Here is a 14891-nt window from a genome sequence, read left to right as displayed (position 1 = left end):
TCTTATTAACTTAAATTTATAGGTAAAACGCGTATTTTTTTTAAACACATAGAAGCATAGATTTTGTAAACTGATAACAGGAGTTTCACTTGCATCAATACACTACAGTTGAACAGGATCAGCTCTGTGTAAAAAATCCAGATTTTTTAAAATCCCCTTCATCACTATAATTTTAAAACCTATGTTTCTATGTGTTTAAAACTTCACACAAAAACTATAATTTTAATTGTAAACATTAAATATCTTTGAAGTTCTATCAAGCAAAATTTATGGGATTAATTAAAGACATTTATTCGGTTTCTTTTTACGAAAAATTTAGTCAGGCTGTCGCCGAAGTGCATCCGGCATTCGATAAACAAAAATTTATTGAGACAATTTACGAAGGTGATTTTACACAAAAAGAATGGAAAGAAAGAATGAAACATACAACCGTAGTGTTTCACCAATTTATGCCTCAAAGTTTTCCTGAAGCCGTTGCTTTAATTGATAAAATCATTGAAAATTTAAAGAAAAATAAATTTACAGAAGGAAATCTGGCTTTCATATTCTTTGCTGATTATATCGAAATATATGGTTTAGACGATTTTAAAACTTCGGCGAAAGCCTTTGTTTCGATAACCCAATTTATAAGCTGTGAATTTGCCGTCCGTCCTTTTATTCTAAAATATAAAGAACAAATGATTGCCGAAATGGTAAAATGGTCTTTACACGAAAATCATCACGTGCGCCGTTTAGCAAGCGAAGGTTCGCGCCCGAGATTACCGTGGGCAATGGCAATTCCATTTCTTAAAAAAGATCCCGCTTCTATTCTTCCTATTTTAGGAAATCTAAAAAACGATCCTTCAGAATATGTTCGTCGAAGTGTTGCCAATAATCTCAATGATATTGCAAAAGATAATCCGCAGATTGTTTTAGAAATCGCCAATAAGTGGAAAGGGCAAAGCAAAGAAACTGACGGAATTATTAAACATGGATCCCGAACTTTACTAAAACAAGGTCATCCTGAAATTTTAAGTCATTATGGTTTAGAAAGCACCAATATTGAACTTTCTAATTTTGAAATTAAAACGCCTGTTGTAAAAATTGGCGATTATCTGCAGTTTCATTTTCACTTAAATAATAAAAATGAAGAAGCAAAAACCATTCGTTTAGAATATGCCGTTCATTATAAAAAGGCAAAAGGACATTTGGCTAAAAAAGTCTTTAAAATTAGTGAGAAAATTTATCAGCCAAATCACTTAACTAAAATTGAGAGAAATCAATCGTTTAAATTGATTACAACGAGAGTTTTTCATACGGGAGCGCATCAATTGTCGATTATTATTAATGGAACGGAAAGTAATGTTTTAGATTTTGAATTGATTGAGTAATACTGCAATTTCAAAGGATAAAATATTCATCAACATTGTCAGACTGAGCGAAGTCGAAGTCACTCATGCAGAATCACTTTGCGGGACTTCGACTTCGCTCAGTCTGACAAAAATTACACTCATTTTACAATAACGAAAATGAAATGAATTATTCGTTATTTTCCTTACTTTTATAATTCAGAAAAAAATCCAAAAACAAGTTTCTTAATCTAAATTAAGTTACAGACACGCACGCCTGCTGTAATTTTGTTTTCAAATCAAATATAACCATGTCAAATATTAGTTTAATAATCGAAGAACGTGCTGCCAATATTGGCAACTTTATGGTAGGGCGTTTATTGCCTTTCCGTGAAAAAAGAGCCGTTGGACCATTTGTATTTATCGACCATATGGGGCCAGCGCATTTAAGTGATCATGAAAATATGGATGTTCCTCCACATCCGCATATCGGACTTTCAACGCTTACTTTTTTGTTTGAAGGAAGCATTATGCACCGCGATAGTTTAGGAACCGAATTGGAAATAAAACCAGGCGCCGTAAACTGGATGACGGCCGGAAAAGGAATTGTACATTCTGAAAGAACTCCAGAATATTTACGACATTCAGACAAAATGCTTCACGGATTGCAGATTTGGGTTGCGCTTCCGAAAGAGTTAGAGCAAATGGATCCGAATTTTACGCACGTTGAGGCAGATGATATTCCGGCTTGGGAAGAAGACGGCGTTTCATACAAATTAATTGCAGGAGAAGCTTTTGGCAAAAAATCACCAGTTCCGGTTTACAGTCCGTTGTATTTTATTGAAATTAAAAGCACTGAGGCTAAAAAAATCAACATCGGACATCATTTATTTGGCGAAAGCGGTTTGTATATTTTAGAAGGAAGTATCAAAAGCGGTGAACACGTTTACGATCCGAAACAAATTTTGATTACAAACGACAGTACGCTTTGTGAGTTTGAAATTGCTGCAAATTCTACGGTTTATATCTTCGGAGGACAGCCATTTCCTGAAGAGCATTTTATCTTTTGGAATTTCGTTTCTTCGGATAAAAACCTAATCGAAAAAGCCAAAACAGACTGGACAGCGCAGACTTTTCCAAAAGTTCCCGGCGAAACTGAATTTGTTCCATTACCAGAACCAAGAATCAAATAATTTATGGACACCATTAAAGCAACAATCGATACAAGAAAATATCGTACTGAAATAACATCTAAAACGGGCAATATTCTTATCTCAGATGAACCGCAGGAAATGGGCGGAAAAAATTTAGGTTTTAGTCCGTTTGAACTTCTCGCTTCATCTTTGGCTTCCTGCACTTTAATCACATTGCGAATGTATATTGACCGCAAAGGCTGGGATGTTTCAGAAATTAGTATCTGGGTCGATTTTGACAAAAATGAAGAACATACCGTTTCTTTGTTTTCAACGAAAATTTTAATTAATGGAAACGTAGACGATGCTCAAAAACAACGAATTTTAAAAATTGCAAACAGCTGCCCTGTTCATAAAACACTTGTAAATACAATTAAAATAGAAACTTCATTAGTATAAATTATCATGGAAATAAATCAAATAAACGACATAAAAAGAGGCTGTTTTGAAGCTATAGAAGAGGGAAAAGAAGCTGGAAAAATGACCTACACTTGGGCTGGAGACTCAAAATTCATAATTGACCACACAGAAGTTAACGAAGAATTCAGCGGAAAAGGAGTTGGAAAAAAACTACTTATGGCAACAGTAGATTATGCGCGAAATAACAATCTAAAAATTATTCCGCTTTGTCCTTTTGCAAAAAGTGTTTTTGATAAGAATGAAGATATTAGGGATGTTTTGTTTTCCTAAAGGTTCTAAGGTACTGAGATGCTAGGTTCTAAGTTTTTTTTTTTTTACCGCAAAGCACACAAAGAATAACGCAAAGTTCGCAAAGTTTTTTAGGCAAAGCTTTGCGAACTTTTGCATTTGTATTAAGCTATGTCTGGGATAAAACCTTGCGTTCTTTGCGTTAAAAAACAACACAAAGAAATTCGATTTTCAAATCTCCCCGAAAACTCGTATATTTGCATGTAATTTAAACTTAGAGTATGACAAGGATAATTACGCTTTTCTGTATTTTTATAGCACAAATCGGCTTTTCTCAATCGGCTGAAAGTTATTTAGAAAAAATCAGAAATAATGAAGCTCTCTTAACAGCTTTTTTTCAACAAATGCCAAAAGGAGGCGATTTACACCATCATTTTTCAGGATCAGTTTATGCAGAACCTCTTTTAGAAAGAGCCATTGCAGAAGACTTTTATTTGAATTTAGAAACCATGGCTGTTTCTAAAACCAAACCTGAAAACGGAAATTGGCAAACCTTCTCTTCTCTTAAAAACAACGGAAAATTAGATTATTACGAACAACAGATTATGCAGACTTGGTCGGTTAAAGATTATAACGGTTCTGTTCCGTCTGATGATCAGTTTTTTGATTCTTTTATGAAATTCGAACCTACTATTGCAGGTCATTTTGCAGAAGGAATGCTCGAATTAAAAAAACGTGCCATTGCAGAAAATGTTACTTATATCGAAACGCAATTATCTACGATTCCTTGCGACATGAATGTTTCTGATTTGACTGATTTTAATATAAAATTGCGTCAGGCTTCGACTCAAAAAGACGAAAAAGCGGTTTTGAAACTTTTAGACGATTTATATAAAGCACTTCAGAAAAAAGACACTAAAAAATATGCTGAAGATTTCAATACCAATTTCTTAGCAAAACTTCATAAAGACTTAAAAATAGATGATGAACGCTTTACAATGCGTTATCAAAACTTTGTTCTTCGTTTTATGGAACCAGTTGATTTATTTAAAAATCTGGTTATTGCTTTTATTTCTTCTAACGAAAGTAAACTTACTGCGGGCGTAAATATCGTTTCTCCAGAACACGGATCAAATTCAATGAAAGATTATTGGCTTCACATGGTGATGTTCAAATACTGTCACTCTAAATTTCCAGAGGTAAAATACACGCTTCACGCAGGCGAATTGGCATTAGGTTTGGTGCAGCCCGAAGATTTAACGTGGCATATTAACGACGCCATTTATATTGCAGGCGCTAACAGAATCGGCCACGGGGTTGATATTGCATATGAAGCTAATTCGTATGATTTATTGAAATACATGTCAAAAAACAATATTCCTATTGAAATCAATTTAGTGAGTAACGAATTCATTTTGAAAGTAAAAGAAAACAGACATCCGTTTACACTTTACAAAGAATTTAATGTGCCAATTGTAATCAGTACAGACGATGCGGGAATTTTAAGAAGCAACATGACGGAACAATATGTTCTATTGGCTAAAAGATATCAGGATGTTTCGTATGCAACCATAAAGCAATATGTTTACAACAGTATTAATTACAGTTTTATTCAGGATGAAGCGGTTAAAAAGCAATTATTGAAAGATTTGCATGCGAGGTTTAAAACTTTTGAAGCTAAATTTTCTAAAAACTAAGTGTCTTATCTTTACTAAATTACACGCAGATCTTAAACAGATTTAAGCAGATTAACGCAGATTTTTTATGGTCAAATATCAAAAATAATATCTGCTTAAATCTGTAAATCTGCATGAAAAATACACTTCACGGATTTTAAAAAAAAATAAAAAAAATCTGCTGAATCTGCGAGAGATAATTCTTTTCCCGCAGATTTAGCAGATCAAGCAGATAAAAAAATCACATTATGATTCTAGAAGCCGCATTCCTATTTGTAAAACCAGAATTAGCAAATCAGTTTGAAAATGATTTTACAAAAGCAAGTCAATACATTTCATCAATTGATGGTTATATAGGGCATCGTTTAGAAAAATGTTTGGAAGTTGAAAACAAATATCTTTTATTGGTAGACTGGAATACGCTTGAAGATCATACCGTAGGTTTTAGAAATTCTGAAGCCTACTTGGAATGGAAAAAGATTTTACATCATTATTACGAACCATTTCCTATTGTAGAACATTTTGAAACCGTCTTTGAGAATAAAAAATAGACCGCACTTATAAAAGGATCAATCTTTTCATAAAAAATAAACACATAGAAACATAGATTTTTTATACTCTGCTTAAGGCTACAAAAAAGCAAACTTTTACACATAGCTATGTGTATTATAATTAGTAAAACGTCTATTAAAGACAAAGTAAAACTATATTTCTATGTGTTTAAAATCTTTTAAATTCGTGACAAAAAAATATAATCAATGAATATCAAACTTATCGCCATTGGCAAAACAGATAATAAATCGCTTCAGACTTTGATAGACGATTATACCAAACGTTTATCATTTTACATCAAATTTGATTTAGAAATTATTCCCGATATCAAAAACGTAAAAAACTTATCTGAAAGTCAGCAAAAAGAAAAAGAAGGCGAATTGATTCTGTCGAAACTTTCGCCAACCGATCAATTGATTTTATTGGATGAAAACGGAAAAAACTTCTCCAGCGTTGGTTTTTCAGAAGAACTACAAAAGAAAATGAATTCGGGAATCAAAACGCTTGTTTTTGTAATTGGCGGACCTTACGGATTCTCTGATACGGTTTACAGCAAGGCGCAGGGTAAAATTTCGCTTTCGCTGATGACATTTTCACATCAAATGGTGCGTTTATTTTTTATCGAACAATTGTATCGCGGGTTTACGATTTTACGTAATGAACCTTATCATCATCAGTAACGTTTAATCGTTTAATCGGTTAATTGGTTAATCGTTAAATCGTCGATTTCTTTAATTGGTTACTGGTTAATTGTAAAATTGTTAGTAGATATACTCTTTTTCTTCATTTATAAAAACGAATGGAATCTTTTGATCAACTATCGTTTTGACCAAGATTTTACATTGAATATAATCTCCGTAAAGCATCTTTTTATCATAAGAAAATATAATTTCAGCTTTTGGATTTATTACTAGACTATCTAAAAAAGGTTTCAAATTATTTTTAGGAAAATCATAGGTTTTTCTGCCTCTATATTCTATCATTCCGTTTCTTCTAAAATACAATTGACTGAGATTTTTACTGACATTTTCCATTTTATAATACACTTTCGTGAAAGGTAAAAAGGCCAAATTCTTGCCGATGGAATCTGCATAGGAATAATAATTTTCGGCATTTTCGTTTTTGTGGGCGCTGTCGGCTCTCTTTTTTTCCTGCAGTTTCATTACCTCCGGAATTACCAGTTTTAATGGCAGACGTTTGTCAATATTCAAAATCCAATTGGTTGAAATGATACTGCTTTTTCGATTTACGTCTGCAATTGTGTCTTTTCCTTCGGTTTTAAAAAAGATGTAAATTGGTGATAGATCTTCTACTTCTTTTACAATTGTTACGTTTGATTTTGGAAGTAAAACATCTTCTTTTTTTTCGCAGGACAATAAAAGAAAGATTATAATTAAGCTTATGTATTTCATGTTTATTTATTTTTTGAATGAAGTTTTTCATTTCGACGAAGGAGAAATCACACTAGTATTTCCTTATAGAAAATCGGCAATCTTTGCAGAGTTTCGAGTGTGATTAGTCGAAATGACAAACAAAGCGATTATTTATTATTATAAATATAGTTTATCAAACAAAGTCACACATTCCACAGCCTCTTTCACATCGTGAACACGCAATATTTTTGCTCCTTTTGTCAAAGCAATGGTATTTAAAAATGTTGTCCCGTTTAAAGCTTCTTGTGCCGTAGTATTAAAAGTTTTATAAATCATAGATTTTCTTGAAATCCCGACTAGAACTGGTAATTCTAATAAATTAAAAAGTTCCATTTTCTGCATCACTTGATAATTCTGATCCGTTGTTTTAGCGAAACCGAAACCAGGATCTAATATTAAATCATTAATCCCTAAAGCTCTTGCTTTTTTAACTTTTTCAGAAAAATAAAAAAGCATCTCTTTTATAATATCATCATAATGTGTCAAACTCTGCATCGTCTGCGGATTGCCACGCATGTGCATCATTATATATGGGACATTATATTTTGCAATTACCTCAAACATTTTATCGTCAAGTTCTCCCGCTGCAATATCGTTTATAATCGCTGCGCCGCTTTCTATGCTTGCTTTTGCAACTTCGGCTCTAAAGGTATCAATCGACAATAAAGCTTTGGGGAAATACTTTAAAATCAATTCAATGGCAGGAACAATTCGGTCAATTTCTTCTTGTTCCGAAACAAATTCTGCACTTGGTTTGCTTGAATAGGCACCTATATCTATAAATGCTGCGCCTTCAGAAAGCATTTTATCTACTCGAGAAATAATTTCGTCTTCGTTTTTGTATTTTCCTCCGTCAAAGAAGGAATTTGGCGTAACATTTAAAATTCCCATTACTTTAGGAATCGATAAATCTATAAGTTCGCCTTTGCAATTTATTAGCATTTTGTTTCAAGTTTTTATTTGTTTCAAGTTTCAAGTTGATGCAGATTGCGTAAGTTCTAGAACTTGAAACCTGAAACTTGAAACTTTTAAACCATTTTCTAGTTTCAAGTTGTGCCCGTTAACACTTTGTTTAGAAAAAACTTGAAACAAAGAAAACATGAAACTTGAAACTCTTTAATTTAATCCTTATTTTTGAAGAAATTTTAGCAAATATACAGCAATAAATGAAGAATACTTCCCTTGAATTTGATAATGTAATTACGGTCTGCAGAACCTTATTTATCAATAAAATGAAAGATTACGGTAGTGCATGGAGAATTTTAAGACTTCCGTCATTGACTGATCAAATTTTCATAAAAGCACAAAGAATCAGAAGTTTACAGGAAAACGATGTCCGTAAAGTTGATGAAGATGAAAAAGGAGAATTTATCGGAATTATCAATTATTCTATCATGGCTTTAATTCAATTGGAATTGGGCGTTGTTGACCAGCCAGATTTAGATGTTGAAAAAGCAACCGAATTATATGATGCTAAAGTAAAGTTAACCAAAGACTTAATGGAAGCTAAAAATCATGATTACGGTGAAGCATGGCGCGATATGCGCGTAAGTTCTTTAACCGATTTGATTCTGCAGAAATTACTTCGCGTAAAACAAATTGAAGATAATAAAGGCCTGACTTTAGTTTCTGAAGGCATTGACGCTAATTATCAGGATATGATTAATTATTCTGTTTTTGCTCTAATCCTAAATCCTATAAACAAATAGAAATTCCAAAAAACAAATTCAAAATTCCAATTCTCCCACGAGATTTTGGAATTTGGAATTTAAAAAATTGGAATTTAAAATTTTAATACTTTCCCCATGAAAAACATCAGTACTCAATTCTCCCGCTTATTTGTGGGTGTATTATTTATCATTTCTGGATTAATTAAACTAAACGATCCGGTTGGTTTCTCTTATAAATTAGCGGAATATTTTAGCGAACCGGTTTTCAATATGCCATTTTTAGAGCCATTGGCTTTAGGTTTAGCAATTTTCTTGGTTATTTTAGAAGTAGTTTTAGGTGTAATGTTATTGGTTGGATACAAATCAAAATTGACAATCTGGGCACTATTGCTTTTAATTGTTTTCTTTACCTTCCTTACCTTCTACTCCGCTTATTTTGATGTAGTAAAAGACTGTGGTTGCTTTGGTGATGCTTTACATTTAACACCTTGGCAGTCATTTACAAAAGATGTTGTTTTACTTTTCTTTATCTTGATTTTATTCATTAATCAAAAATTAGTAAAACCTCTATTTTCAAAATTAGGTACCAATATCATCACTTTGATCAGCATCGTTTTATGTGTGTTTATGGCAGTTTGGGTTTTAAATCACAATCCGATCAAAGATTTCCGTCCGTATAAAGTGGGAACAAACATTGAAAAAGGAATGGAAATTCCAGAAGGCGCTCCAAAGTCTGTTGTGGAAATGATTTTTATCTACAAAGTAAATGGCGTTGATAAAGAATTTACAGAGAAGGATTTAATGAATATTCCAGAAGGCGCAACTTTCGTTGACCGTAAAGACAAAGTAATTACAGAAGGTTACGTACCGCCAATTCATGATTTTACAATGACAAAAGATGATTCTGATTATAAAGAAGAATTATTAAAAGAACCTAAATTATTGATTTTTGTAACTTACGATTTAAATTTGTCAAATCCTGAGGGAATGAAAAAGTTAGCAAAAGTAAGCGCAGATGCAAAAGCAAAAGGGTATAAAGTAATAGCGATGACAGCGTCTGGAGCTGATGAAATTGCAAAAGCTAAAAAACAATATAATCTAGATACAGACTTCTATTTCTGTGACGGAACAGCTTTAAAAACGGTTGAAAGAGCAAATCCAAGTATTGTTGTAGTGCATGACGGAACAATTATTCAAAAAGTACATTATAACGATGTGGATGATTTGAAATTGTAATACTTAGATTAAAGTCCTTATAAATATAAAAAAAGCTGCAATTATATTGCAGCTTTTTTTATGAAAAGAAATTATTCCCTTACGAAACAATCGAAAATTCTCATTTACTTTTCTACTACTCTTTTATTGCGTTTTAAAATTTTAAAATAAAAGGCATTAAGACTTTCGATAATATAAAATTTATGAAGGCTTTTTTATTTAAATCTGACGCTTTTTTGCCTTTAAAATTAGTCTTTCATCCAAAAAATCAATTCTTTTTTTGACACTAAAAAAATGCATTTAAAAAAAGACACTATTGTACAGCCAACTATTACGATTTCATTCGTTATTTTCTAACCGAAAATCTTTGTTTTGTTACAAAATAAGTGACTCTTCAAATTTTGTTAATCTCCATTTGGCTTTCAATTTGTTTGTTTAACTTTGTGAATTCAGTACTTAATAAAAAATTAATTTAATTTACATATGAAACAAATTGCTCTTGCTGTAATTGCATTTATCACTTTCTCATGTTCACAAGCTCAGAAAACAAATTTTTCTAAAGAAGCTTTATCTGAAAAACTATTAGGAACAGATGATAGTCAGACCACTTTTAAAAACATCTTAAAAAAATACAAAGGAAAAACATTAGTTATTGAAGTTTGGGCTTCTTGGTGCGGCGACTGTGTAAAAGCAATGCCGAAATTAAAAGAATTACAAGCCAATAATCCTGGTGTTTCTTACTTATTCATTTCTGCTGATAAAACTGCTGATAAATGGAAAGCAGGAATCGAAAAACATGAACTAAAAGGAGATCATTATATGATGAATGATGGAATGAAAGGTCTTTTTGGAAAAGCCATAGATTTAGACTGGATTCCGAGATATATCGTTGTGGACAAAACTGGAAAAATTGTGCTTTACCGCGCCATAGAAACTGATTTTGCTAAAATAGAGGAAACTTTAAAAGGTTTAAAATAAAACAACAATAGCAATGACAACTTCAAAATTAAATGTCAATGCTATATTTAAAAAACAAAAATTAAAAAAATAATAAAAACTACCAAAATGAGAAAATCGATTGTTGCAGGAAACTGGAAAATGCATAAAAATGCTGCTCAAACTGAAGAATTATTGAACGAATTAATTGCTAAAATTCCAGCAAAAACGAATGCACAAGTAATTGTAGCTCCAACATTTGTAAACTTACAAGCTGCTGCTGCAAAATTAAAAAATACAACTATCGGTGTTTCTGCACAAAACGTTCACCAAGCTGAAGGCGGTGCTTTTACAGGAGAAATTTCTGCAGATATGTTAACAAGCATTGGTGTTAATACAGTAATTTTAGGTCACTCTGAGCGTAGAGCTATTTTCAATGAAACTGACGCTTTAATCGCAAATAAAGTTGATACTGCGCTGAAACATGATATGACTGTAATCTTCTGTTTTGGAGAAGAATTAAAAGATCGTCAATCTGATAATCATTTCAATATTGTTGAGAATCAATTACGTGATGGAATCTTCCAAATCGCAAAAGAATCTTGGTCAAAAGTTGTTTTAGCTTATGAGCCAGTTTGGGCAATTGGAACTGGAGAAACTGCTTCACCAGAACAAGCACAAGAAATGCACGAATTCATTAGAGAAACTATCCGTAAAGCTTTTGGAGCTGAAATCGCAGACGAAGTTTCTATTTTATACGGTGGTTCTGTAAAACCAGAAAATGCTAAAGAAATCTTTGGTAAACCAGACGTAGATGGTGGTTTAATTGGTGGTGCTGCTTTAAAAGCTGACGATTTCTTAGCAATTGTAACTGCTATCTAATTTTAGATTTTAGTCCCGGTCCCGAAACTTCGGGACAGAATAGATTTATATTTTACAAAAACCATTCGCGATGCGAATGGTTTTTTCGTATTGGTATTTGGAATTTGGCTTTTTAAAATTGAAATTTATAATTTAAGAATTACCTTTGCAAAAAAATTATTTATGTCGAATATATATTTAGGATATCATTTTACGGTTGAGCCAAAAGAACCTGGTTCAGAAATTTTAATTGCTGAATTAGGCGAAAAAGCGTTTGAAACTTTTACAGAAACAGAAAACGGAATTTCGGCTTTTGTGAAGAAAGATTTATGGGATGAGAATATTCTGGATGATATTTATATTTTACAATCGGAAGAGTTTAAAATTGAATATACTATTGAAGAGATTGATCAGGTAAACTGGAACGAGGAGTGGGAAAAGAATTTTGAACCTATTGATGTTGATGGAAAATGCCACGTTCGTGCTCCATTTCACCCAAAAACTAATGCAGAGTTTGATATTGTAATTGAACCAAAAATGAGTTTTGGAACAGGACATCATGAAACAACTCACATGATGATTCAACATTTACTGGAAATGGATGTTAAAGGTCTTAAAACCTTAGACATGGGATGCGGTACTGCAATTTTAGCAATTTTAGCTGAAATGAAAGGTGCAGAACCAATTGATGCTATTGATATTGATAATTGGTGTTATTTAAATTCTATCGAAAATGCCGAACGCAATAATTGCAAGCACATCAGCGTTTATGAGGGCGATGCTGCATTATTAGCAGGCAAAAAATATGATTTAATTATTGCAAACATCAATAGAAACATTTTATTGAATGACATGCAGGCCTATGTTGATTGTTTAAATCCAAAAGGGATTATACTTTTTAGCGGTTTCTATGAAGAAGACATTCCATTTATTGATGCATCTTGCGTTGAAAAAGGATTGACCTATGTTAAAAAGTTTCAGAGAAACAACTGGGTGTCACTAAAATACGTAAATTAGTTATTAATAATTACATCAGTACAAAAACTTAAAAAAAATGAGTACTAAAGAAAAAGTTAGAGAAAGAACTCGCGAAAAAGAAGCAACGGGTTTCAATAACGAAATTATCGTTTACAATGATGACGTAAACACTTTTGATCACGTAATTGATACTCTTATGCGTGTATGCAGCCATACGGCTGAACAAGCAGAGCAATGCTCTTTGATTGTACATTACAACGGAAAATGCACTGTAAAAACAGGCCCGATGGACAAATTGAAACCTCAATGTACACAACTTTTGGAAGCTGGACTTAGCGCCGAAATCGTTTAGTTGAAAATATTTTAAAAAACATTCTATTTTATTCTATATTTGAATGAAATAGAATGTTTTTTTTTATGGAGGAATATGGAAAAATATTGATTATTGCGATGCCTATTTTTTTGACCTTAATTATCATCGAAAAAATATACGGCATTTATACAAAAAACGATACGGTTCCTCTGATAGACAGTGTGTCGAGCATTAGTTCTGGAATAACCAATTCCGTAAAAGATGTTTTGGGCCTCAGCATTACTTTTCTCTCTTATGAGTGGCTGGTTTCTAAAATTGCATTACAGAGTTTAGAAATTAATGTACTCTCCTACTTCATCGCTTTTTTTGTTATTGATTTTTATGGTTATTGGAGCCATCGACTGGCACATCAAATAAACTTTCTTTGGAACAAACATGCTATCCATCACAGCAGTGAAGAATTCAATCTCGCCTGCGCGCTTCGGCAGCCTGTTGCGAGTTTGGTCAATCTATTTACCTTTTTACTAATTCCTGCAGCTTTATTGGGCGTTCCTGCTTCTGTAATTACCATCACACTTCCTATTCATTTATTTTTACAGTTTTGGTATCATACCAAGCACATCAAAAAAATGGGTTTTGTGGAGCATATTTTAGTCACTCCTTCGCATCATCGCGTACATCATGCGATTAATCCAGAGTATTTGGATAAAAATCATTCGCAGATTTTTATTTTTTGGGATAAACTTTTTGGAACTTTTCAGGAAGAATTAGATGATGTTCCACCAGTTTTCGGAATCACCAGACCGGCAAATACTTGGAATCCGATAAAGATAAATTTTCAGCATTTAAGTTTATTAATTAATGATGCCTGGCGCGCTCCTAAATGGAAAGACAAATTAACAATCTGGTTTAAACCAACTGGCTGGCGTCCTGAAAACTTTGAAGAAAAATATCCTGTAAACAAAATTGAAAATGTTTTTGATTTTGAAAAATACGGTACACATAATTCGAAAAGATTAACTTACTGGTCTGTTATTCAAGTCTTAATAACGTTGTTATTTGTGAGCTTTTTGTTTGAAAATATTGCCAAAATTGGTCTTCCAAATATGTTTGTTTATGGCTTTTTTATTTTTGTGACGATATACAGTTATTCCGAATTAATGGACAAAAGCAGATTTGCTGTTCTATGGGAAGGTATTCGATTAGGAATGGTAATCTGTATTATTGGATATTTGGGCGATTGGTTTGGCTTAAATCGTGTAATTCCAATTAGTAATTATATTATTTTTACGTATTTAATTCTATCTTTTGTACTATCAGTATATTTTGTGACTTTTGAATTCAAAACCAACCAAAACCAATATATCAATTCATAACCCCTATTATGAGAAACACTTATTTTTTTAAAATTTATGCAGCGTTCAGCATAGTATACCTGCTAATATTGTTATTAGGTTATGAGCGTTTTGATCTTTTTTTAAAACCCATTTTAATACCAATTATTGGGTTTGGAGCTTATTTTTTTAGAAAATTTCCAACTAAGAATACGTTGTTAACCGCACTTATTTTTTCGTGGATTGGAGATGTCATTTTGCTTTTTACAGATCTTGGTGAAATCTATTTTATTCTGGGTTTAGTCGCTTTTTTAATAGCTCACATTATCTATTGTATCTTGTTTAATAAACAGGATAAAATAAGAAAAAAACAAAATAAGTCCATTTTTGTATTTGGAAGTATTTTAATCGCATTGTATTTAATCGGAATGGTTTCTTTTTTAATGCCGTATTTAGGAGATCTTGAGATTCCGGTTACTATTTATGCTTCTATAATTTCTATTATGCTTTTATTTGCTTTTAACGGATTATTGGTGTGGGACAAACCAGGCAATTTGCTCGTTTTTTTAGGTGCATTTTTCTTTGTTGTATCGGATAGTATTTTGGCAATTAACAAATTTTACAGTCCAATTCCGAAAAGCTCATTTTTTATTATGCTGACTTATCTTCTGGCACAATATCTGATTGTAACTGGTATTTTAAAACTAAATCCTAAAAAAGTACAGCAATAAACAGAATCGCCAGACTTAAACTA

17 protein-coding genes are annotated in these 14891 nt (G+C 32.3%); 15 read left to right on the top strand and 2 right to left on the bottom strand.

What is annotated here, in order from left to right; genetic code table 11:
- Positions 1-269 precede the first annotated feature (269 nt).
- The 7 genes from BSF42_RS19450 (at position 270) to rlmH (ending at position 6077) form a co-directional block, all read left to right on the top strand.
- Positions 270-1370: a DNA alkylation repair protein gene (locus tag BSF42_RS19450; protein WP_095954770.1), complete on the top strand. Its 1101-nt coding sequence runs from the start codon at positions 270-272 to the stop codon at positions 1368-1370.
- Positions 1371-1639: 269 nt separating this feature from the next.
- A complete protein-coding gene (locus BSF42_RS19445) occupies positions 1640-2521 on the top strand; it encodes a pirin family protein (protein ID WP_095954769.1) in 882 nt (293 codons plus the stop codon).
- Between the two features lie 3 nt (positions 2522-2524).
- Entirely contained in the window at positions 2525-2920 is a 396-nt protein-coding gene (locus BSF42_RS19440) for an OsmC family protein (protein WP_095954768.1), read from the top strand.
- A 6-nt stretch (positions 2921-2926) separates the two neighbouring features.
- Positions 2927-3211: a GNAT family N-acetyltransferase gene (locus tag BSF42_RS19435; RefSeq protein ID WP_095954767.1), complete on the top strand. Its 285-nt coding sequence runs from the start codon at positions 2927-2929 to the stop codon at positions 3209-3211.
- 239 nt (positions 3212-3450) lie between these two features.
- Positions 3451-4866, top strand: coding sequence for an adenosine deaminase (locus tag BSF42_RS19430; RefSeq protein WP_095954766.1), 1416 nt, complete (start codon positions 3451-3453; stop codon positions 4864-4866).
- A 227-nt stretch (positions 4867-5093) separates the two neighbouring features.
- A complete protein-coding gene (locus tag BSF42_RS19425; protein ID WP_095954765.1) occupies positions 5094-5396 on the top strand; it encodes an antibiotic biosynthesis monooxygenase in 303 nt (100 codons plus the stop codon).
- Positions 5397-5603: 207 nt separating this feature from the next.
- Positions 5604-6077 (top strand): 23S rRNA (pseudouridine(1915)-N(3))-methyltransferase RlmH, encoded by a 474-nt coding sequence (gene rlmH, locus BSF42_RS19420; RefSeq protein WP_026982293.1) that lies wholly within the window; start codon positions 5604-5606, stop codon positions 6075-6077.
- Between the two features lie 81 nt (positions 6078-6158).
- On the opposite strand, the gene BSF42_RS19415 is transcribed toward rlmH, so the two are convergent.
- Both BSF42_RS19415 and folP read right to left on the bottom strand, forming a co-directional pair.
- The gene (locus tag BSF42_RS19415; protein WP_095954764.1) at positions 6159-6809 is read right to left on the bottom strand and encodes a hypothetical protein; all 651 of its coding nucleotides are present in this window, start codon (positions 6807-6809) and stop codon (positions 6159-6161) included.
- A gap of 138 nt (positions 6810-6947) precedes the next feature.
- Entirely contained in the window at positions 6948-7772 is an 825-nt protein-coding gene (gene folP, locus BSF42_RS19410) for a dihydropteroate synthase (RefSeq protein WP_095954763.1), read from the bottom strand.
- Between the two features lie 224 nt (positions 7773-7996).
- Between folP and BSF42_RS19405 the strand changes: the two genes are divergently transcribed.
- The 8 genes from BSF42_RS19405 to BSF42_RS19370 all read left to right on the top strand — a co-directional run bounded on the left by BSF42_RS19405 (position 7997) and on the right by BSF42_RS19370 (position 14868).
- Positions 7997-8539 (top strand): DUF1599 domain-containing protein, encoded by a 543-nt coding sequence (locus BSF42_RS19405; protein ID WP_053473476.1) that lies wholly within the window; start codon positions 7997-7999, stop codon positions 8537-8539.
- A gap of 96 nt (positions 8540-8635) precedes the next feature.
- Complete coding sequence (locus BSF42_RS19400; protein ID WP_095954762.1) at positions 8636-9736, top strand: BT_3928 family protein; 1101 nt, start codon at positions 8636-8638, stop codon at positions 9734-9736.
- Positions 9737-10198: 462 nt separating this feature from the next.
- Entirely contained in the window at positions 10199-10693 is a 495-nt protein-coding gene (locus BSF42_RS19395; protein WP_095954761.1) for a TlpA disulfide reductase family protein, read from the top strand.
- Between the two features lie 87 nt (positions 10694-10780).
- Positions 10781-11533, top strand: a complete 753-nt coding sequence (gene tpiA, locus BSF42_RS19390; protein ID WP_095954760.1) for a triose-phosphate isomerase — start codon at positions 10781-10783, stop codon at positions 11531-11533.
- 162 nt (positions 11534-11695) lie between these two features.
- Positions 11696-12529, top strand: a complete 834-nt coding sequence (prmA, locus tag BSF42_RS19385) for a 50S ribosomal protein L11 methyltransferase (RefSeq protein ID WP_095954783.1) — start codon at positions 11696-11698, stop codon at positions 12527-12529.
- A 37-nt stretch (positions 12530-12566) separates the two neighbouring features.
- Entirely contained in the window at positions 12567-12842 is a 276-nt protein-coding gene (locus tag BSF42_RS19380; RefSeq protein ID WP_095954759.1) for an ATP-dependent Clp protease adaptor ClpS, read from the top strand.
- Between the two features lie 65 nt (positions 12843-12907).
- Positions 12908-14179 carry a sterol desaturase family protein gene (locus tag BSF42_RS19375; protein WP_095954758.1) on the top strand — a complete coding sequence of 424 codons (1272 nt, stop codon included), beginning with the start codon at positions 12908-12910 and terminating at the stop codon, positions 14177-14179.
- An 8-nt stretch (positions 14180-14187) separates the two neighbouring features.
- Entirely contained in the window at positions 14188-14868 is a 681-nt protein-coding gene (locus tag BSF42_RS19370) for a lysoplasmalogenase (protein WP_095954757.1), read from the top strand.
- Positions 14869-14891 lie beyond the last annotated feature (23 nt).

Origin of the sequence: Flavobacterium sp. ACN6, assembly GCF_002304005.1 — a bacterium.
In the GTDB taxonomy this organism is placed as follows: Bacteria; Bacteroidota; Bacteroidia; order Flavobacteriales; family Flavobacteriaceae; genus Flavobacterium.
Note: the sequence above shows the minus strand (reverse complement) of the source record. Positions and strands in the feature narration are given on the sequence as shown.